This window comes from Caulobacter sp. DWR1-3-2b1 (assembly GCF_049895765.1).
Classification (GTDB): Bacteria; Pseudomonadota; Alphaproteobacteria; order Caulobacterales; family Caulobacteraceae; genus Caulobacter.
In genome coordinates, this window is the sequence record NZ_JAFCSZ010000019.1 from 38495 (window position 1) to 59103 (window position 20609).

Below are 20609 nucleotides of genomic sequence, written 5' to 3' on the forward strand. Positions count from 1 at the left end.
GTCACGATAAACCAAGGGCCGCGGGTAAAACGTGCTTCCTCTGACGAGGTAACCGGGCGCCCGCGCAACAGCCTTGCCCTTTAGTAGTCCTTTCGCCAACGGACGGAAAGCTTGGCGTCGCCCTGCCCGCCGATCCGCGAGACCAGCGAGAGGGTCCGGCGAATCCGCCACTCGACCTGGGCCTCGGGACCTTCGCGGCCGCCGCCGATGATTTCCAGATAGACGTCGTCGGTGACGTACTTGCCGCCGGCCACCGTCATGCCGGTGGCGCTCTCGGCGAAGGCCAGACGGTCGAGGCGAGCGAAGCTGCGCAGGTTGCCGATCACGTCAAAGCCGCCGCCGCCCGCCAGAGCCGCCAAGGCGGAGGCCAGTTGCGCGGCCTCGATGGGCGACAGCTGGGCCGCCGACGCGCCGAACAACACCTGGCTCAGCACCTCGTCGCTGGGCAGCTCAGGCGTTGAGGTCAGGGTGATTTCCGGCTTGGCGGCCGTGCCCTGAATCCGGACGATGGCGGTTAGCGACGTATCCTCGCGGCGGGCGCTGAGGTTCAGCCGAATCCGGTCCAGCTGGGTCGACAAGGTGACCACGCCGTTGTCGTCGAACTCGAAACGCTTGCCGGCGAAGTCGTACTCGCCGCGCACCATGCGTGCCACGCCGTCGAGGCTGGGCGAGAACGAGGTGCCGCCGACATGGGCGTCCAGCGACAGTTCGACGTCCAGCCCGCGACCTTTTACGAACACACGGCGCGGCGCTTTCAGGTTTATGTCGAGCGCGATGCCGCCGCCGGGGCTGGCCCGGCGCGGCTGCGTGCCCTGATCCAGGTCGGTCGGGCGATTGCGCTCAACGACATCCATACTCACCACCCCGGCCGGGGTCTTGCTCTGGGCCGAGACGTCGGCGCGGTCGATGGTCAGGTCGCCGCTGAGCTTGACCTTGCCGTCGGCCGACCGGTTGACGGTCGCCTGTCCGGTAGCAGTGGCCGTGGCCAGATCGTTGTCGATCAGGCGGAAACCCTTGAGGTCCAGCTTGAAGCCACTGATACCTTCGCGGTTGAGGCTGATGCGCCCACCGCCGGCCAGAGAGCCGCCAAGACCATCCTCGGCCGTGGCCTGGCTGACATCGATGGCATTGTCGGCCAGCTTCATGCGCAGCGTGATGTTGCGCAGCCGCAGCCCTGTCTGGCCTTCCTCGAACCCGCCGCCGTCGAGGGCGGCGCTGCCCACCAGACGCGGGTCGGCTAAGGTGCCGGCGAGCGTGCCTTCGGCGTCGATCTTGCCCGACAGCGACCGTTCCGGCCCCAGCAGCAGGTCCCAAAGCGGCTTGATCTCGCCCTGGGCCTTGAAAGTCCCCATCACAGGCCGCCTACGGTCGATGGCCAGACGCAGCGGCTTGGCTGAGGCCTCCGCCGGCAGCAGCAGGCGCGCTTCCGCCTTCAGGCCCTGCCGGTTGGCGCCGTTGGCCGCGATGTTCAACACGCGATCCTTCAGCTCGCCCTGGATCTGGGCGTCCAGCGACTGCTCGATCTTCGAGCCGCGTTCGCGCGCCCCTGTCAGCTTGGCCGCGAAGTCGCCCAGCAGGGTTTCGCCCTGGCCATGCAGGTTGAAAGTCCCGTCTATGTCGCCGGCCAGGTCGGGGTCGAACGCCGTGAGGCTGACGCCGGCCAGACGCGCCTTGAGGTTGGCGTTCTCGCTGCCCAGGTCGGCATCGAGGTCGGCCTGGCCGTCGCCGATCAGCAGCCGCAATCGCGTGACAGTGGAGGTCCCGCCGAAGCGCACCAGCGCGGTCTCGCGGGTCTTGACGTCAGTACGGCCCATGCGACCGGCGGCGTCGAGCGAAAGAGCATAGTTGTCGCCCGACTGAGCCAGAGCGCCGGACCCGGCCACGCGCCACCGGCCGCCGGGCGCGACCCCCTGGGCGTCGAGCGTCAGCGGCAGGTTGGCCATGGGTCCGTCGGCCTTGATCCGGGCCGAGCGCACTTTCCAGTTGCCGCTGGCGATCTCCTCGGCGGTCAGGTCCAGGGTCGCGCGGCCGCCACCGGGCGCGTCGATGATCCTGGCCGAACCAGACACCCGGCCTTGCGGCAGGAAGGCTCCGGGGCCAATGGCGACGTTTAGATCCGCCGAGGCCGGCCGCCGGCCGCGCAGGGAGATCGAGCCCGTCGCCTTGGCCCCGCCGGCGTCGATATCCACGTCGCTGAGGTCGAGCCCACCCGTGGCGAAACGGAAGGCCGCGCCGGCCTTGGCCGGTCCATAGCTGCTCTGGCCGGTCAGCCGCGCCACGCCGTCGGCGCCGCTGGCGGTCCGAGCGAAGGTCAGAACCAGATGCGCATTGGTCAGCGGAAGCTTTGGCAGGTCTATCGAGTCGAAATCGGCGGTCAGGTCGGCCTTTGGAGCAGACAAGGTTCCGGTGATCGCGCCATCGCCCTTGGCCTTGCCCGCGACCTCGATAGGACCCGCGCGGAACGGCCCCGTGGCCGTCCAGTCCAGCTTGAAGCCGAGACCACCGCCGCGTTGCATGGCGCCGGAGGTCCGCACCTCGACCGCTGCGCCGTCGAGCCTGGCGTTGGCGATCGACAGCACGCCATCGTTCCAGGCGCCCTTGCCGCTCAGGCGTGGCGCCTTGCCCAGCAGGCGGTCCAGTTCGGCCAGGCCGAGAGCGAAATCCTGCCCCCTGGCGTCCACTGTTAAGGCCCACGGCTTGCCGTTGGAACTGCTGGCCGACCACTTGGCGACCAGCTTGCCGCGCGCGCCGGCGCGGATCGGCGCCAGGCTGGCGACCCGCGCTTCGCCCTTGAAGTTCAAGCCGCCGAGAAGGCCGCGGTCGCCCTCGCCCGTGACCACCAGATTGGGGCCGGTGACCTTTGCCGAGCGGATCAGGAACCGGCCGTCCTTGAGGCGCGCGCCGTCGAATGTGATCTTGGGGCTGGCGCCGAGCACGGCCAGCACGCCGCTTCCGCCGCCGCCTTGGCCAGCGGCCCCGGCCTTGATCGTCAGTTCGCTCTTGGACCACCGCACCATGGCCGGCCCTTTGGCCCGCGCCAGCCGATAGCCCAGAAGGGACAGGTTAGAGACGTCGGCGTCGCCCTCGACCGTAAAGCCGTCGGGATCGAGGCGGAAGCGGCCTTGGACCGAGCCGGCTCCCATCTCGGGGATCGAGACGATCCTTTTCAGCGAGCCGACGCGCGCGGTGAACGGCAGGCCGTCTGGCCCGGTGCGCTTCTTGCCGATATCGGCCAGTCCCCGAGAGTCGAGGACGAGGTTCTCGGCGCGGATATGGGTGGTCAGGTCGTAAAGCCCGCCCGAGGCCTTGCGGCCATCGATGGTGAACGCGGCCTCGGGGCCGAACATGACTTTCAGCCCTCGCGTGAGGCTGGAAGCGCCGAGGTCCATGCGGCCCCGCGCCGAGCCGCCGCTAGGCGCCCAGGCGCCTGTGGCATCGAGCGGCACGTCGTTTCCGGTACGCGCTGTGACGGTGAACGCGCCCTTGCTCATCGTTCCGTCGGCCTTGGCTTTCAGATCGAACGGCCGGTCGACAGGCAAGCCGAGGGCGCCGGCTAGGGCGCCGCCATTGGCCTCAACCGCGTCGGCGTTCAAGCGGATAGTCTCTTCGCGACCGAGGTCGAAATCCAGGTTCAGGTAGTCGCCCCGGTGCAGCCGGCTGGCCACGCCGATCTTGCCCTTTTTGCTGCCCACCCGCGCCATTTCCAAGGCGCCGACGACATCGAAGTCACCCGCCTGACGGCTGAACTCGGGCTTGGTGATCAGCCGAAATGCGAAGGCGTCCAGATCCACCGAAACCGGCGCCGCGCCGGACTTGCCCTTGGGTGTCAGGGTTGGACGGCGCAGCACGACGACGTCGCGGGCGTCGATGCGTTCGGCGTGGAAACGGCGTCCGAAGAGCTCGGTCGGGCGCCAGGCGACGCGAACGTCATGGGCTTCCAGCCAGACGCCCTTCTCGTCGACGATGGTCAGGCGGCGAACGGCGAAGTCCTTCCAGATGTCGCCCGACAGGCCCTCGATCTTCAGCCGGCCGATGCGGCCCAGCTTCAAACCGCTGGCCCGCGCCTCCAGGAACATACGGCCTTGAGGCGTGATCGGGACGTAGCGCAGGCCGCCGAAGAACACCGCCACGATGACCACCGCCACCAGAGAGACGATCATCAACCAGCCGGGACCACCGACCTTCTTGGCCACCTCGACGACGGTGTCGACCGCCTCTTCAACCGCGTCTTCGATGGGGTGCTCAGGCGCGTCGGTCAAAAGCTTTGCCCGATGCTGAGATAGATCTGAAAGGCGGGGTCGCCCGAGCGCTTTCCAAGCGGAATGGCGATGTCGGCGCGGATCGGGCCAAAGCCCAGATCGTAGCGAACACCGATACCCGCGCCGAAACGGAAGTCCTCGGTGTCGGGCTTGCGCTCGGGACCGATGGCGCCAGCGTCGATGAAGGCCACGCCGCCCCAGCGCTCGGTAAAGCGGTGACGCACCTCGATCGAGGTCTCGACAAGCGACACGCCGCCCTGCGGGGTGTTGTCGGCCAGGCGCGGTCCGATGGCCTGATAGGCGTAGCCGCGCACCGAACCACCACCGCCCGCGAACAGGCGACGCGAGGCCGGGATTTCCGAGACCAGAGCGCCGAATATCGCCCCGACCTTGACGCGGCCGGCCACCACCGTGCTGGCGCGCTCGCCAAACGGAAAATAGGCCGAGCCCTGAACCTGGGTCTTCAGATAGGCCAGGGTGGTGTCGCCAAAGCTGGTCGTCGGCTCGACGCGCGCCTCGAAGCGCCAGCCCCGCGTCGGGTCCAGAATATTGTCGGATTGATCCCACGCCATCGCGCCCAGGGTTGTCAGGGTGGCCAGGTTGAGGGTTTTCTTGACCGAGACCCCGGGCGTCGCTTCCAACTGCTCGGACTGCGACACGTCCAGGGCCACGCCATAGGTGCGATAGGACGTCGTCTTGCGACGTTGGGTCAGGTCGGCGCTGATCGTTGCACCGGTCTCGTCATAGGCGTCGGTGGTTTCACGGAACAGCGCGCCATTGAGCTTCAAGGTCTGTTGCGGCTTGCGCCAGTGCGGCAAGGCCACCTGCCCTTCCACGCGCTGCTCCAGCTTGGCCAGGCGCGCGGTGTAGGTGGTGGTGTCGGCCCGGCGCAGGCGGTTGTAGCGGATCAGCCGCGCATCGACGCCCGGCCCTTCGCTGGTCGAATAGCCCGCGCCCAGCTCAATGGTGCGCTCCGGCCGGTCCGCCAGGTTGACGACAACGGGGCGGCGGCCATCAGGCAGGATCTTGTCTCGCGGCGCGATTGAGACCGACACCGAATCATAGACGGCGGTGTCGCGCAGGCGACGCTCCAGCTCGGCGACATCCTCGGGATCATAGACATCGCCCGCTTGCCACGGCGTGAGATGCGCCACCCAGGCCGGGTTGCTCCGCCCCTTGGTGATCAGTTCCACACCGTCCAGACGCGTCAGGTCCCCGGCGGCGATATTGAAAGTCGGGCGCACGGTGTGATCGGCGTGGTCGACGACGACTTCGCGCGGTTCGGCGGCTACGTCGGCATAGCCCAACTGCTGGACCTGAGCGATCACCCGCCCCTCGGCGCCCAGGATATCGACGGCGCGACCGGGCTCGCCGGGGGTGATTCGCATGGCCGATACGGCTCGCTGGCTCACCCCCTCGTCGGGGGGCGCGCCACGCCAGACGATGTTGGGATCGGCGAGCACGAACACCGGCCCCGGCGTGACCTTGACCACGCCGCGCGGCGTATCCTCTTCGCTGATATCGGGCTCGACGGCATAGGCGTAATAGCCCTCGGCGCGCAGCACCGCGACCACATCGTCGCCGGCGTCGCGGGCCCTACGGCGGGCTTCGGCCCGGCTCTGGGGCGCTGTCTTGGATATGGAGAGCACGCGCAGGATGGCGTCGCGCAGCGTCCTGTCTTCCACCCCGGTGATCGTAGCCGAGGGCTCGTCCGCCCAAGCGCCGCCAGCAGCCAGCAACGCCGCTGTCGCGATCCCAAGGGCCAATCGTCTACGCACCAAGCCGTAATCCCCGCGCGGAGCGCCCCGCTCCCCTGTAGTCGGCGACCTCGCTGCTGTCACGGTCGTAAATGCGAGAGGCGCAAGACGGCCAGCGCTTCCCTCCTTGGGAAAAAGGCGCCCAAATGACAGGCAGTCGTGCGCATCGGCGCGGCGACAGCTAAAATCACCGACTTCAGACGCCGCGCCGTTCTAGGGTGCTCATGGCGCGTCTGACTCGACGTAGACCCAAAGGCGAACAAGCGTGGACGAAGGCGTGGCGGCAAAAATTCAAGATCTCGAAGCTCCGACCCTGCCCATGACGGAGGCGGCGTACCTGCCTGGCATCGCCTATGATGAGATGTTCACGCCCGACGGCGCGGTGCGCTCGCACTACGATCCGCTGCATGCCCGTATGTCGACACTTGGCGGCGCCGAACTGGCGGAACGCCAGCAGACGCTGGAACGGTCTTTCCTGCTGCAGGGCATCACCTTCACGGTTTATGGCGGCGAGAGCACGACCGAGCGGATCATTCCGACCGACCTCTTTCCCCGCATCATCCCCGCCCATGAATGGGCCCAGATCGAAGCGGGCCTGACCCAGCGCCTGCTGGCCCTGAACCTGTTCCTGGCCGACATCTATGGCGATCAGCAGATCCTGATGGACGGCGTGGTGCCGCGCGAGCTGGTGCTGGGCGCGCCGTCTTATCGCCGCGAGATGCAGCACATCTATGTGCCGCACAAATCCTACGCCAATGTCTGCGGCAGCGACCTGATCCGCTGCCAGGACGGCCAGTTCGCGGTATTGGAAGACAATCTGCGGGTGCCTTCGGGCGTCTCCTACATGCTGGCCAATCGCGACGCGGCCAAGCGCACCTTCCCGGGCACCTATCGCGCAGCCGGGGTGCGGCCGGTCGAGCGCTATCCGGACCTGCTGCTGGCCACTTTGAAGAGCATGAGCCCCGAGTGGCGGCCCAACCCCCAGGTCGTGGTGCTGACGCCCGGCGTCTACAATTCGGCCTATTACGAGCACGCCTATCTGGCGCGCCTGATGGGCGTGCCACTGGTCGAGGGCCGCGATCTCGTGGTCCACGACAACATGGTCTATATGCGCACCACCACCGGCATCCGCCGGGTTGACGTGATCTATCGCCGTGTGGACGACGACTTCATCGACCCCCTCACCTTCCGGCGGGATTCGTCGCTGGGCGCAGCTGGCCTGTTCAACGCCTATCGCGCCGGCAATGTGGTGATTTGCAACGCGCCGGGCACCGGGGTCGCCGACGACAAGGCCGTCTACGCCTATGTGCCCGCGATCATCCGCTATTATCTGGGCGAGGACGCTATCCTGCCCAATATCGAGACCTTCCTGTGTCGGGAGCCGACGCAGCTGGGCTATGTGCTGGCCAATCTGGACAAGCTGGTGGTCAAGGCCGTGGGCGCTTCGGGCGGCTACGGCATGCTGGTCGGCCTGCACGCCACCCAGAAGGAACGCGACGACTTCGCCATCGCCATCAAGGCCGATCCGGAGAACTACATCGCCCAGCCGACCATCCAGCTCTCGACCGCGCCGTGCCTGGTGGATGGGCGGATCGAGCCGCGCCACGTCGATCTGCGGCCGTTCATCCTGTCGGGCGAGAAGACTATCGTCACGCCTGGCGCCCTGACCCGCGTCGCGCTGAAACGAGGCTCGCTGGTCGTTAATTCCAGCCAAGGCGGCGGATCGAAGGACACCTGGGTGCTAGCCGACGACAATCACATCAACGGCAATGGAAACGGCAATGGGGGCGCGCGCCCATGATGCTCGCTGTTCCTTCCCGTGAGAGGTCGCTCGCATGATGCTCGCTCGGGTTGCCGACAGCCTATACTGGCTGGGCCGATACATCGAACGCGCCGAACACCTGTCGCGACTGTCCAGCGTCATGCTGAACGCCACCCTGGATCAGACCGATTCGGGCGTGCAGGCGGTGTGGATCGCCCTGTCCGCTGTCGGCGAGCCGGAAGTGAGCAGCGCCATCGGCTCGTTCGAGGCCGCCGAGGCTCTGGTTCTGGACCGCACCGACCACAATTCGGTGGTCTCGTCGCTGTCCCGCGCCCGCGAAAACGCACGCCAGGTGCGCGATCACATCACGACCGAAACCTGGGAACGGTTGAACCTTCTCTATCTAAAGGTCACCGACGAGAACGCCGGGCGCGAGTTCGCCGACGGCTCCACCACCTTCCTGCATGACGTGATCGCCGACCTGCACCTGTTCAAGGGCGCGGCCGACACCACCATGAGCCATGGTGAGAGCTGGCGGTTCATGATGCTGGGCATGTATCTGGAGCGCGCGCAGCTGGTCTCGCGCCTGCTCGAGGTGTGCTTCGCCGAAACGCCCGGCCGGCAGATCAATGACCACCTCGCCTTGGTCAGCCTGCTGCGCATGGCCTGCGCCCTGGAGCCTTATCTGCGGGTCTATACCGCCGAGATCGAGCCTCGGCATATTCTGGAGTTCCTGGTCTTCGACGAGGATTTCCCCCGCTCGATCCGCTTTGCGACCTCTCAGATCGAAGCCAATCTCAGCGTGCTGGCCCGCCGGGCCGGTGGCGAAGGGGCTGGGCCGGAGCGCATCGCCGGTCGCCTGAAGGCCAGGCTGCAGTTCGCCGATATCAACGAGCTGGAAAACCAGGGCGCCGGCGCCCTGCTGACCACCGTGGTCAATGAATGCGCGCGCATCCACGAGGCGATCTACGAGACCTTCGTGGCCTATCCGCTCGAAATGCGCCTACCGGCCTAAGGACTGCGAGCGTGACAGCCGAAAATGTCAGCGGTTTCGGCGACCGTCACGCAACCCAATAAGGACTCTTCCCGTGCTCCTCGAAATCCGCCACGTCACCCAGTACCACTACGAACGCCCGGTTCGCGAAAGCCTGATGGAGCTGTGGATGCAGCCCCAGAAGACCGCTCGCCAGCGTCTGGTCAGCTTCGAACTGGACATCAATCCGGCGGCCCAGGTGTTCTCCTATGCCGACAGCTTCGGCAACGCCGTCTATCACTTCGATGTCCCCCAGCCGCACGACAAGCTGACCATAGTCGCCCGTTCAGCAGTCGAAACCGAGTCGCCGGGCGAACGGCCCAACGCCCTGGACATGGGCGAATGGGACCGTCTGCGTAGCGAGTTCGTGCGCGGCGAGTGCTTCGATTTCCTGCGGATGCACGGCTTCGTCGAGACCACCGAAGCGCTGAGCGCCTTCGCCAACGAGCACAATCTGGACGATCTGCGCCGCAAGGATCCGCTCACGGCGATGCGAGCGCTGTCGGAGATCATCTATCAGGCGTTCGAGTATCAGCCCGGCGTCACCGACGCCGACAGCCCCATCGATCTGGCGCTGAGCGCCGGGCGCGGGGTCTGCCAGGACTTTGCCCACATCATGCTGGCGATCTGCCGGTCGTGGAACATCCCGGCGCGCTATGTGTCGGGCTACCTGTTCACCGACCGCGAAGCGGGCGACCGCTCCGATCCCGACGCCACTCACGCCTGGGTCGAGGTGTTCTTGCCCAGCCTGCGCTGGGTGGGCTTTGATCCCACCAACAACATGATGACCGGCGAGCGCCACGTGGCCGTGGCCGTGGGCCGGGACTATGCCGACGTCACGCCCTCGCGCGGCGTCTACAAGGGCGATTCAGACAGCGAGCTGGCGGTGGGCGTCTCGGTGCGCCGAGCGCGCGCGGCCCTGGCAGAACCGGAGTTCCTGCGCATGGCCCGCCCCAACTTCGCCGGCGGCCGACGTCGCCCGGAGAACGCCGATGCGCTACGGCAGGATGTGCACCAGCAGCAGCAACAACAGCAGCAATAGGCTCAGGCCGGGAAGACGTGCGCCTGGCGGGCCGACAGCTTCACCGCGCCGCTAAACTGGTCGGCCTGGTCGCGTGACACCGTCACCTCGATCCGCTGGCCACTGGGCGTGAGACCGTCAACGGCGGCCAATGCGCCTTGCACATGGACACGATTGATCTGGACCTCGAAGCCGTTGGCGTCGAGCACCAGATCGTGAGGGCGAACGAAAGCCACAGCCTTGCCGCCGACCACGTTGTCGGCTGGCAAAACTACCGAGCCGGAGGTGAAGTGTCCGTTCGAGACAGCGCCCTCGAAGCGATTGGCCTCGCCCACAAAGCCGCAGACGAACGGCGAAACCGGCTGGTCGTGGACCTGGGTCGGCGTGCCGACCTGCTCGATGACACCTTGATTGAGGATGGCCACGCGGTCGGCTAGGTCGAGGGCCTCTTCCTGGTCATGGGTGACGAAGATGGTGGTGACGCCGGTGGCGTCGTGCACGCGACGCAGTTCCTTGCGCAGCGACTTGCGGACCGTGGCGTCCAGGGCTCCGAACGGCTCGTCGAGCAGCAGCACGCTGGGCTGAACGGCGAGAGCCCGCGACAGGGCCACACGCTGGCGCTGGCCGCCGGACAGCTGCGACGGATAGCGACCGCCCAGGCCTTCCAGCTCGACCAAGCGCAGCAGATCGTCGACCCGCTTGGTGATTTCGGCCTTGGACGGCTTGTCCTTGCCTTTGCGCACATCGAGGCCGAACGCGATGTTTTTGGCAACGGTCATGTGCTTGAAAAGCGCATATTGCTGGAACACGAAGCCCACGCGGCGCGCGGCGGCCGAGGCGAAGGTGACGTCTTGATCGTGAAACAGCACCTGGCCGGCGTCGGGGAATTCCAGGCCAGCGATGACGCGCAGCAGCGTGGTCTTTCCAGAGCCCGACGGCCCCAGCAGGGCCAGCAGCTCGCCATCGGCGATCTCGAGCCCGATCTTGTTCAGAGCCGGATAGCGACCGAATCTCTTTTCGACGGAACGGATGGAGATGGTCATGGGTCTGGCGTTCCGATCAGTGGCCGCGCCGGCGCGAGCCGGGCTGGGCGACTTCAAGCGCGGTCTTGAGGACGAGGGTCACGATCGCCAGCAAACACAGCAAGGCGGCGACGGCGAAGGCCGCGACGAAATCGTACTCATTGTAGAGGATCTCGACGTGCAGTGGCATGGTGTTGGTCAGGCCCCGGATGTGGCCGCTGACCACCGAGACGGCGCCGAACTCGCCCATGGCGCGGGCGTTGCACAGCAGGACGCCGTACAGCAGGCCCCAGCGCACGTTCGGCGCGGTCACCCGCCAGAAGGTGTAGAGGCCCGAGGCGCCCATCGAGACGGCGGCCTCCTCCTCGCTGGTCCCCTGCTCCTGCATGAGCGGGATCAGCTCGCGGGCGATGAAGGGGAAGGTCACGAAAATGGTCGCCAGCACGATGCCGGGCACGGCGAAAATGATCTTGATGTCGTTGTTGACCAGATGGTCGCCGACCCAGCCCTGCAGGCCAAAGACCAGCACATAGATCAGGCCGGCCACCACCGGCGAGACCGAGAACGGCAGGTCGATCAGGGTGATCAGCAGGGCCTTGCCCGGAAACTCGTACTTGGCCACGGCCCAGGCGGCGCAGAGGCCGAACACCACGTTGAACGGCACCGTGATCGCGGCGGTCAGAAGGGTAAGCTTCACGGCGGCGATGGCGTCGGGATCGGCGATGGCGTCCAGCGCCGGCTGTAGCCCCTTGCGCAGGGCCTCGGCGAACACGGCGGCCAGCGGCAGGACCAGGACAAGGCCCAGGAACGCCAGGACCAGGGTGATGATCAGGACCTTGGCCCAGGCGGGGTCTTCGGTGGAAAGGCGCGGAGCGGCCATCAGGAGAACCTTCTCGCCCAGGCCTGGACGGCGTTGATGACCAGCAGCATCAGGAATGAGGCGCCCAGCATGACCACGGCGATGGCGGCGGCGTTGGCATATTCGAACTGCTCCAGCTGGATGATGATCAGCAGCGGCGCGATCTCGGACTTGTAGGGCATGTTACCGGCGATGAAGATCACAGAGCCGTACTCGCCGACCCCTCGGGCGAAGGCCAAGGCAAAACCAGTCAGCCAGGAGGGTCCCAGAGCGGGCAGAACGATACGGGCGATGGTGGAGATGCGGCCCGCGCCAAGGCTGGCGGCGGCTTCTTCCACGTCATCCGACAGGTCGCGCAGCACGGGCTCGATGGTGCGGACCACGAACGGCAGGCCGATGAAGATCAGGGCGATGGTCACGCCGATTGGATTATAGGCGGCCTTGATACCCAGAGGCGTCAGATAGGCGCCGACCCAGCCATTGGGCGAATAGAGCGTGGCAAGGGCGATCCCCGCCACGGCGGTCGGCAGGGCGAACGGCAGGTCGACCAGGGCGTTGACCAGGGCCTTGCCCGGGAAGTCGTAGCGCACCAGCGCCCAGGCGGTCAGCACGCCGAACACGCCATTGATCGCGGCGGCGACAAAGGCGGCCCCAAAAGTCAGGCGATAGGCCGCCATGGCCCGCTGAGAAAAGGCGGCGGCGGCGAACTCGGCGGGCGAAAGCTCGGCGGCCTTCAGGGCTACGGCCGACAACGGGATCAGCACGATCAGCGACAGGATCGTCAGGGTCACGCCCAGGGTCAGGCCAAACCCCGGGATTGCCGACCGACGACGGAACAGCGGCCTTCGGGCGACGGGGCCTGCCCCCGGCAGTTTCGGACGGATCGCGGCGGCGGTCTCGGCGGTCATCGTCTGATCGTCGTCCTGGTTCCGGCGAGTCCGGTATGAAACGCGCCCGATCCCCAAGGGGTGCATCGGGTCGAAAAGCTAGTCAGCTTAAATCCCCACCGCGCTAGTGGGGTCAATTGAGAATTAGCCGGCGACGGTCGCAGAAAAACTCACCGCGCGCCATCAGGGCGATCCCTCGCCCGATGCGGAACGGAAGCTCAAAGGCAACGTTTGATCGGATGCGAGGCGCGCCTGGAATTGGCATGCGCCACGACGCGCTCGGCCGGCTCTTTGGAGCTGGCGAAAATGGTAGGCCGGGTGGGGTTCGAACCCACGACCATTCGATTAAAAGTCGAATGCTCTACCACTGAGCTACCGGCCCGCTACGACGCGGCGTGGCCGGTGGAAGCGGCGCGGAACATAGTCGGGGGGCGCCGCAGCCGCAAGCGGGGTTCGACGGTTGTTCGACATGACTGCGCCGCTTTTGGCGCGCTAAGGCTGGTATATGCGAAGATTATTCCTTTCGACCCTGGTTTTCCCACTTTCCTTAGCGAGTACGCCGGCTTTTGCGCGGCAGGAACAGCTTCCTCCTCCCACTCCGCCGCCCGCTGATTCGAAAATCCAGACCACGTCTGACGCCAACAAGGACGGCATTTCCGGCGCGGTCAGCGCACCGCTGCGCGACGTCAATATCGTCCGCACCAAGATCCCGCCGGTACTGATCGAGGCGATGAGCGATCCCTACGCCCGCCCCTTGAGCGTCAACTGCCCGACACTGATCGGCCTGGTCGGCCCGCTTGATATCGCCCTGGGCGAGGATCTCGACCAGCATCCGCCGGAAGAGAACGAAGACCTGATGGATCGTGGCCGCAAAGCCGCCGGAGCCGCCGCCCTGGGCGCCGTGGCCAGCGCCGCCCAGGACCTGATCCCCATGCGCGGCTGGGTGCGTAAGTTGAGCGGCGCAGAACGCCACGACCGTCTGGTCCAGAGCGCCATTACCTCGGGCAATGTCCGCCGGGCCTATCTAAAGGGCTTGGGCGAGGCGCGCGGCTGCGATCCCCCGGCCACGCCGCAGCATAAGCCGCCCGCGCCGATCCCCGTGGTCGATCCCGGAATGCCGCCGCCGCGCGAGGGCTTTAAGCCGCGCTTCCCGACCAAGAACTAGTTGGTCAGGCCGTGTTATAGCGCGCCGCGAAGTCGCGGCGGAAGGCTTCGAACCTTCCCTCGCTGATCGCGTCGCGCATGGCCGCCGTCAGGGCCTGGAAGAAGGCTATGTTGTGCCAGGACAGCAGCACCTGGCCCAGGATCTCCTCGGCCTTGAACAGGTGGCGCAGATAGGCCTTCGAGTAGTCACGGCTGGCCGAGCAATCGCTGTTCGGGTCAAGCGGCGACTCGTCGTCGGCATATTTGGCGTTCTTGATGTTGAGCGCGCCGTCCCAGGTCCAGGCCTGGCCATGGCGGCCTGAGCGGGTGGGCAGCACGCAGTCGAACATGTCGACGCCCCGCGCCACCGCCTCGACCAGGTCGATCGGCTTGCCCACGCCCATCAGGTAGCGCGGCTTGTCGGCGGGCAGCATATCGGGCGCGTAGTCCAGCACCTCGCACATGGCCGCGTGCCCCTCGCCCACCGCCAGGCCGCCGATGGCGTAGCCGTCGAAGCCGATGTCCTGCAGGCGCTGCGACGACTCCAGGCGCAGGGTCTCGAAGGTCGATCCCTGCTGGATGCCGAACAGCACCTGGCTGTCGCGCATCCCGAAGGCCGCCTTGGAGCGCGCCCCCCAGCGGGCCGACAGCTCCATGCCCTCGCGGGCCCGCTTCTCCTCGGCCGGCCAGGCCACGCATTCGTCCAGCTGCATGACGATGTCGCTGCCCAGCAGGTCGGCCTGGATCTCCATCGATCGCTCGGGCGAGAGGACATGCTTGGAGCCGTCGATGTGACTCGCGAAGGTGACGGCCTCCTCGGTGACCTTGCTGATCCCCGACAGGCTCATCACCTGAAAGCCGCCGCTGTCGGTCAGGATCGGCTTGTCCCACCGCATGAACTTGTGCAGCCCGCCCAGGCGCTTCACCCGCTCGGCTGTGGGCCGCAGCATCAGGTGGTAGGTGTTGCCCAGGATGATCTCGGCGCCGGTGTCCTTGACCTGATCGACGGTCATGGCCTTCACGGTCGCGGCGGTGCCCACCGGCATGAAGGCCGGGGTGCGGATGTCGCCGCGGGGGGTCCTCAGCACGCCGGTGCGGGCCTTGCCGTCGGTGGCGGAAATCTCGAAGGGAAACGCGGCCATGGCTTAAGTCTCGGCCGGGTCGGCGGGGAACAGCAGCGAGCTGTCGCCATAGGAATAGAAGCGATAGCCGGTGGCGATGGCCCGCTCATAGGCCTCGCGCATCGTCGCCTGACCGGCAAAGGCGCTGACCAGCATGAACAGGGTCGATTTGGGCAGGTGGAAATTGGTCATCAGCCCATCGGCGGCGCGGAAACGGTAGCCGGGAGTGATAAAGATGGCCGTCTCGTCGGCGAAAGGCCGCACCACGCGATCCTCGCCCGTGGCGCTTTCCAGCAGACGCAGGGACGTGGTGCCGACGCAGACGATCCGGCCATCGGCTGCGCGCACGGCGTTCAGGGCGTCTGCCACCGAGGCCGGCACCTCGCCATACTCGGCGTGCATCCTGTGCTCGGCGACGATATCGGTCTTCACGGGCAGGAAAGTGCCGGCTCCGACATGCAGGGTGACGAAGTGCAGCGAGACACCCCTGGCCTTCAGCGCCTCAAGCAGATCAGGTGTGAAGTGCAGGCCCGCCGTTGGCGCGGCGACCGAGCCGTCCTCCCGCGCGTAGACAGTCTGGTAGTCGGCGCGGTCGCGGTCATCCTCGGCCCGCTTGGCGGCGATATAGGGTGGCAGCGGCATCTCGCCGTGGCGGGCGATGCCGATGTCGAGGTCGGGTCCGGACAGGTCGAAGCCCAGCAACACCTCGCCGCCCTCATGCTTTTCGAGGATCGCAGCGTCCAGCCGATCGGCTTCGCACGCTCTGTCGTCGCGCGACCCGAAGGCGACGCGGTCACCGATCTTCAGGCGCTTGCCGGGGCGCATGAAGGCGCTCCAGCGGTTGGGTGACACGCGGCGATGCAGCGTGGCCTCGACCGCCACCGGCGCGCCGTCGCCGCCTCCGGTCATCCGACCTTCGCGCAGGCCCGACAGCCGCGCGGGGATCACCCGAGTGTCATTGAACACCAGGGCGTCTCCCGGGCGCAGTAAATCAGGCAGGTCGCGCACGACGTGATCGGCCAGGTCCTGGCCCGGCCGCACGACCAGCAGGCGCGCGGAATCCCGCGGCTCGGCCGGACGCAGGGCGATGCTGTCCTCGGGCAGGACGAAGTCGAAATCTGAAAGGCGCATGGGGCGGCTTCAAGGACACGGGCAGGCCCTCAGGTCAAGATAGCGCGTCGCGCGAGCGACATGGACAATGCACGCGGACGCCGCCAATCTCCCGGATACAATAGTCTTCGGGGGAAGATTGCCTTGAAACGCCTGCTTGCCTCGGCAGCCCTGCTGCCGTTCCTGCTTGTCGCCTGTGACACCAGGCCCGCCGCCGACGCGCCTGCCCAGACACCGGCGGCGACGGCGACCGCGACCACGCCCGCGGCTGATCCGGCGGTCGCCGATTTCCAGCACGATCCGGCGCTGGACGCCTTTGGCTATTACTTCACCCAGAACCCCGTTCAAGTCGGCAACTGGAAGCTCACATCCGTGAACATGGGCATGACCAGCGATTTCGCGTCCTGGGAAGAAGGCAAGCGCCCCAGCAATTACGGGCCGTTCTTCCTGGAATTCGAGGATGTCACCAGCCCCACGACCGAGAACGAACTGGGCCAGATCCATCACACAGTCAGCTTCCGCCTGCAGGCCGACACTTACCGGGTCACCCCCCGGGAGGTGATGTTCCGCAGCAAGGACCCGCGCATTGGCGAGGTGATCTTCTCGGGCATGTTCGATGTCGCTGCCCTGAAGGCAGCCAAGGCCGCCGGCCCACCTGGACCGCCAAAGATCGTGCTGACCGGCGGCCTGCAGATTGGCGCCGAGCGTATACGCAACATCAGCTTCATCTATTACGCCGGCGACTAAGGTCGCCGGCGCCGTTCTCTACCGTGTTATGGGCAGGCCATGGATCTGTTGCTGCGCCTTTTGAGTCTGTTCTTCCGGGGCACGGGCCTGATGCTGGGCGTGGTTGGGACAGGCTTCGCCGTCGCTTGCCTGGGCGGCGTGTTCAGCGACCGGCTGGATGCCTTCACGCACTTCACGCCCCTCTGGCTGGCGATGGGCGTGGGCGCGATCGTCCTGGGCTGGATCTTCGCCCGGCAGGGCGAGCGCGCGACCATTGTCGGCCTGGGCGGCGCGGCGGTCCTTGCCTGCGCGATCCTGATGGGACCCGAACTGCTGGCCGCCGCAGGAACCAAGCGGCTGGCGGCGCGCCCTGATGACCTGAAGATCATTCAGTTCAACATCTGGCATTCGAACGAGACACCCGAACGCACCTTGCGCTGGCTGCTTGAGCAGGATGCCGACGTGGTGGTGATCGAGGAGGCTTCTGGCCCCGTAGTCAAGGCGCTGAAGGCCTACTACCCCTTCCACGTCACCTGCGATGGCAAGAAGCGCTGCGGCACGATGATCTTCAGTCGCAAGCGGATGATAGCCCGCAACGGCTTCTATCCCGAAGGCCGTGAACTGGCCGGCGCCTGGGCGACCCTGGCCGACCCCAAGGGTGATTTCACCGTGGCCGGCATCCACTATGCCTGGCCGGTCCCGGCCGGCCCGCAACAACAGCAGTCCAAGCGGCTGACCGACGCCGTCGCCCGGTTCGACAAGTCGAGCCTGATCCTGACCGGCGATTTCAACTCTACCCCCTGGTCGTTCTCGCTGAAGCGTCAGGACAAGGCCCTGGGCCTGGAGCGCCGCACCCGCGCCCTGCCCTCCTGGCCCTCGGGACGCTTCTCGCGCATCGCCGACGCACCGGCCCCGTTCCTACCGATCGACCACGTCTATGCCGGCAAGGCCTGGAAGACCGTCAGCGTGACGCGCGGCCCCGCCCTCGGCTCGGATCATCGACCGATCGTCGTGAAGCTGCGGCGGGATTAGGCGGCCAGCAACTCTCCGTCATGCTAGAGCCCTTTCCGATCTGATGGCTTCATCAGGGTCGGGCGAAAAGGGCTCTAAATCAAAAGTTTAGAGCATTTTTCGATCCGATAACCGTTTCACACTAATCGGAAAATGCTCTAGCCCTTGAACGAGGGAAACACCGCTTCCTGCACCGACAGCGGGCATTGTGATCGTCTGCTGGGGGTGGGAAGCGCGCTTGGCTTCAGTCTTTTTTTGGCCGGGCTCAGACGCGACGACGGTCCTCCAAATGGCGGTGGCTGAAGACCCTTCGCTGTACACTCAAATGAAAGGGTTGGTCGCGATCACCGTTCTCCCAAAGCTGCTCAGTTCATGCGACTGATAGGCATGGAGCATGACGCAGACATCGAGGCGCTGAAGCGCCAGCTAGACGAAGCCAATGCTGCGCTTGCCGCCCTCCGCAAAAGCGAAGCGCATTATCGCACCTTGTACAGTTCGTTCGACGAAGGCTTCATGGAGGTCGAGGTCGTCCAGGACGCGGACGGGCGCGACATCGATATTCGCTATGTGACGGTCAACCCGGCGCTTGAACGGCTGACCGGGCTCAGGGACATTGAGGGCCGCTTGTCCAGCGAGGTCGTGCCCAACCGGGAGCCGGAATGGGTCGAACGGTTCGGGCAGGTCGCGAGGACCGGTGAGGCGGTACGCTTCGAAATGCCGGCGTCGGGGCTGGGCCGCTGGTTCAGCGTCTATCTCGCACGTATCGGCCCTGCCGGCAGCCGCCGCGTTGTGGCCATCTATAGCGATGTAACTGAAGGCAAGCGCGCCGAGTTGGCGTCGCAGGAGAGCGGGGAGCGGCAGGCGTTCCTGCTGCGACTCAGCGATGCGCTGCGGGCGGAGCCAAGCGCCGAAGCCATAACGAACCGAGCGCTCCGGATGCTCATGGAGCAGATGCGCCTCGATCGCTGCTACAACGGGATCTACCGGCTGGCGGAGGACATCGGCGAGTTTCCCCACCAGGTGCACAACGACCGTCTGCCCCCCTTGCCCGCTCAGGTGCGTTTATCCGATTTTCCCGACGCCCTTCAGGTAGCGTTCAGTCGGACGGTGGTGATCGACGATGTCGTGAAGATGGAGGACCTTTCGGACGTCGACCGAGCCGGTTTCAATGGCCTCGGCATGCGTGCTTTGATCGCCGCGACCCTGCGCAAAGGCGAGAACAACCCGCTTTGGGCGATCTGCGCCGTCTCAACCGCCCCTCGAGGCTGGACAAAGGGCGAGGTCTCCCTTGTCGAAGAAGTCGCCGAACGCACTTGGGCAGCGGTCGAACGCGCACGCGCGGAGGCGGCGCTGCGCGAGAGCGATGAGCGTTTCGCGCAGTTCGCGGCCTCCTCGACAGACGTGCTTTGGATCAGGCGGGCCGACACGATGGAGATGGAATATCTGAGCCCGGCCTTTGCGACAGTCTACGGCATGGATCCGAACGAAATCCTGGGCGGGGTTCATCGCTGGGCGGCCCTGATTGTTCCCGATGATCGAGACGTGGCGCTGGGGCATCTGGAAACGGCGCGACAGGGCGAGGCCACGGTGCACGAATTCCGAATCCGGAGACCTTCGGACGGGGCCTTTCGCTGGATCAGGGATCACGACTTCCCGCTCCGTGACAAAAACGGCGTGAAGTGGATCGGCGGAATCGCCACGGACGTGACCGAAGCGAGGTTATTGGTCGAGCATCAATCGATACTGCTGGCCGAGCTACAGCACCGCGTCCGCAACATCATGGCTATGCTCCGGTCGATGGTCACGCGCACGGCGAGAACGGCATCGGACGTCGCCGGCTACGAGTCATCGGTCACGGGCCGCCTGATGGCCCTGGCCCGAACGCAGGCCTTGCTGACCCGCGCCGCCAATGTGGAGGTGGAGATCACCGCGCTGGTTCGTCAAGAACTCGAGGCGTTAGCGGATCACGAAGGCCAGTATGTACTGACAGGCTCCGAGGTTGTGATCTCTCCGAAAGCGGCGGAGGTCATTTCGCTCGCCGTCCACGAACTCGCTACCAACGCGCTGAAATACGGCGCTCTATCAACGCCTGAAGGGAGGGTCGAGGTGAACGTTCGGGTCCTTCACGCCGATGTTGCGCCAAGGCTGAGACTTGAGTGGTCAGAGCGCCGGCCCGCGCCGCCTGACTGGTCGCCTCCCAAACGCAAGGGTTTTGGCACTCAACTTATTGAACAGCGGGTGCCATATGAGTTGCGAGGCCGTGGCGAGGTGGTGATTGAACCTGAAGGTGTTAAAGCCTTTATCGAGTTTCCATTGCAACCGGGAGCGAGCATCCTGGAAACGGACGCTCCCATGCTCAGCGTTGTCTATGGAGGAGCGATCGATATGACAGGAGAACCGAGCCTGGCCGGCCAGAGCGTACTGATCCTGGAGGACGATTTCTACCTCGCCCAGGACGCCGCGACGGCCTTGCGCGAAGCGGGGGCCGAAGTGATTGGGCCGTTCGCGACAATTGAGGATGCGACTGAAGCCATCAAGAGCCGTCGGGTCACCGCCGCGATGCTCGACGTCAATCTAGGCAACGGTCCGTCTTTTGAAGTCGCTGATGCGATGCGTGGCGCCGGCGCTCCGTTCGTGTTTGTAACCGGCTACGATCAGGACACCATTCCAGCAGAATTCGCCCATGTCGTGCGCCTTGAGAAACCGATCGAGCCGCGCGATATCGTCCGCGCTATTGGGGCGCTGGCGGAGGCCTGATCAACAAAGCGAGGATGCAAAGGCCGCTTTGGGGTCGGGAGCGCGCTTTGGCTGCGGCGCTGATTTTGGACGCGGCCGAAGACAAACAAAAACGGCCCCGGATCTCTCCGGGGCCCTCTTCGTATCCAGCAGAAGCCCGAA

Annotated in this window: 14 protein-coding genes and 1 tRNA gene; 7 read left to right on the forward strand and 8 right to left on the reverse strand. The window is 66.0% G+C overall.

Annotated elements, in window-relative coordinates:
- Nucleotides 1–80: 80 nt before the first annotated feature.
- On the reverse strand, nt 81–4259 hold the full coding sequence (locus tag ACP69S_RS15650; protein WP_425998756.1) for a translocation/assembly module TamB domain-containing protein: 4179 nt from the start codon (nt 4257–4259) through the stop codon (nt 81–83).
- Entirely contained in the window at nt 4256–6040 is a 1785-nt protein-coding gene (locus ACP69S_RS15655; protein WP_425998758.1) for an autotransporter assembly complex protein TamA, read from the reverse strand. Before ACP69S_RS15655 ends, ACP69S_RS15650 begins: the two co-directional genes overlap by 4 nt.
- Before the next feature lie 253 nt (nt 6041–6293).
- Here ACP69S_RS15655 and ACP69S_RS15660 point away from each other — a divergent pair, with 253 nt between their 5' ends.
- The 3 genes from ACP69S_RS15660 (at nt 6294) to ACP69S_RS15670 (ending at nt 9853) form a co-directional block, all read left to right on the forward strand.
- Nucleotides 6294–7817, forward strand: coding sequence for a circularly permuted type 2 ATP-grasp protein (locus tag ACP69S_RS15660; RefSeq protein ID WP_425998812.1), 1524 nt, complete (start codon nt 6294–6296; stop codon nt 7815–7817).
- A 34-nt stretch (nt 7818–7851) separates the two neighbouring features.
- Nucleotides 7852–8793, forward strand: a complete 942-nt coding sequence (locus ACP69S_RS15665) for an alpha-E domain-containing protein (protein ID WP_425998760.1) — start codon at nt 7852–7854, stop codon at nt 8791–8793.
- Nucleotides 8794–8866: 73 nt separating this feature from the next.
- Nucleotides 8867–9853 carry a transglutaminase family protein gene (locus ACP69S_RS15670; protein ID WP_425998762.1) on the forward strand — a complete coding sequence of 329 codons (987 nt, stop codon included), beginning with the start codon at nt 8867–8869 and terminating at the stop codon, nt 9851–9853.
- Nucleotides 9854–9855: 2 nt separating this feature from the next.
- Here ACP69S_RS15670 and ACP69S_RS15675 read toward each other — a convergent pair whose 3' ends face one another.
- From ACP69S_RS15675 to ACP69S_RS15690, 4 genes are all read right to left on the reverse strand, one after another.
- Complete coding sequence (locus tag ACP69S_RS15675; RefSeq protein ID WP_425998763.1) at nt 9856–10875, reverse strand: sulfate/molybdate ABC transporter ATP-binding protein; 1020 nt, start codon at nt 10873–10875, stop codon at nt 9856–9858.
- A gap of 16 nt (nt 10876–10891) precedes the next feature.
- Nucleotides 10892–11734 (reverse strand): sulfate ABC transporter permease subunit CysW, encoded by an 843-nt coding sequence (gene cysW, locus ACP69S_RS15680; protein ID WP_425998765.1) that lies wholly within the window; start codon nt 11732–11734, stop codon nt 10892–10894.
- Complete coding sequence (gene cysT / locus ACP69S_RS15685; RefSeq protein ID WP_425998767.1) at nt 11734–12621, reverse strand: sulfate ABC transporter permease subunit CysT; 888 nt, start codon at nt 12619–12621, stop codon at nt 11734–11736. The genes cysW and cysT overlap by 1 nt, the downstream gene beginning before the upstream one ends.
- Before the next feature lie 286 nt (nt 12622–12907).
- Nucleotides 12908–12982 (reverse strand) — tRNA-Lys (locus ACP69S_RS15690).
- A 123-nt stretch (nt 12983–13105) separates the two neighbouring features.
- Here ACP69S_RS15690 and ACP69S_RS15695 point away from each other — a divergent pair.
- Entirely contained in the window at nt 13106–13765 is a 660-nt protein-coding gene (locus ACP69S_RS15695; RefSeq protein WP_425998769.1) for a hypothetical protein, read from the forward strand.
- A gap of 4 nt (nt 13766–13769) precedes the next feature.
- Here the strand turns inward: ACP69S_RS15695 and tgt are convergent, their stop codons facing one another.
- Complete coding sequence (gene tgt / locus ACP69S_RS15700) at nt 13770–14885, reverse strand: tRNA guanosine(34) transglycosylase Tgt (RefSeq protein WP_425998771.1); 1116 nt, start codon at nt 14883–14885, stop codon at nt 13770–13772.
- A 3-nt stretch (nt 14886–14888) separates the two neighbouring features.
- Complete coding sequence (queA, locus tag ACP69S_RS15705; protein WP_425998773.1) at nt 14889–15995, reverse strand: tRNA preQ1(34) S-adenosylmethionine ribosyltransferase-isomerase QueA; 1107 nt, start codon at nt 15993–15995, stop codon at nt 14889–14891.
- 123 nt (nt 15996–16118) lie between these two features.
- Here queA and ACP69S_RS15710 point away from each other — a divergent pair, with 123 nt between their 5' ends.
- From ACP69S_RS15710 to ACP69S_RS15720, 3 genes are all read left to right on the forward strand, one after another.
- Nucleotides 16119–16721, forward strand: a complete 603-nt coding sequence (locus tag ACP69S_RS15710; protein ID WP_425998775.1) for a hypothetical protein — start codon at nt 16119–16121, stop codon at nt 16719–16721.
- A 39-nt stretch (nt 16722–16760) separates the two neighbouring features.
- On the forward strand, nt 16761–17732 hold the full coding sequence (locus ACP69S_RS15715; RefSeq protein ID WP_425998777.1) for an endonuclease/exonuclease/phosphatase family protein: 972 nt from the start codon (nt 16761–16763) through the stop codon (nt 17730–17732).
- 366 nt (nt 17733–18098) lie between these two features.
- Nucleotides 18099–20468 (forward strand): PAS domain S-box protein, encoded by a 2370-nt coding sequence (locus ACP69S_RS15720; RefSeq protein WP_425998779.1) that lies wholly within the window; start codon nt 18099–18101, stop codon nt 20466–20468.
- Nucleotides 20469–20609 lie beyond the last annotated feature (141 nt).

Bases quoted from the DNA above. Each gene is read 5' to 3' on its own strand.
- ACP69S_RS15665 (WP_425998760.1), top strand. From the start codon at position 7,852: ATGATGCTCGCTCGGGTTGCCGACAGCCTATACTGGCTGGGCCGATAC.
- ACP69S_RS15675 (WP_425998763.1), bottom strand. From the start codon at position 10,875: ATGACCATCTCCATCCGTTCCGTCGAAAAGAGATTCGGTCGCTATCCG.
- cysW (WP_425998765.1), bottom strand. From the start codon at position 11,734: ATGGCCGCTCCGCGCCTTTCCACCGAAGACCCCGCCTGGGCCAAGGTC.
- cysT (WP_425998767.1), bottom strand. From the start codon at position 12,621: ATGACCGCCGAGACCGCCGCCGCGATCCGTCCGAAACTGCCGGGGGCA.
- ACP69S_RS15695 (WP_425998769.1), top strand. From the start codon at position 13,106: ATGCGAAGATTATTCCTTTCGACCCTGGTTTTCCCACTTTCCTTAGCG.
- tgt (WP_425998771.1), bottom strand. From the start codon at position 14,885: ATGGCCGCGTTTCCCTTCGAGATTTCCGCCACCGACGGCAAGGCCCGC.
- queA (WP_425998773.1), bottom strand. From the start codon at position 15,995: ATGCGCCTTTCAGATTTCGACTTCGTCCTGCCCGAGGACAGCATCGCC.
- ACP69S_RS15715 (WP_425998777.1), top strand. From the start codon at position 16,761: ATGGATCTGTTGCTGCGCCTTTTGAGTCTGTTCTTCCGGGGCACGGGC.
- ACP69S_RS15720 (WP_425998779.1), top strand. From the start codon at position 18,099: ATGGAGCATGACGCAGACATCGAGGCGCTGAAGCGCCAGCTAGACGAA.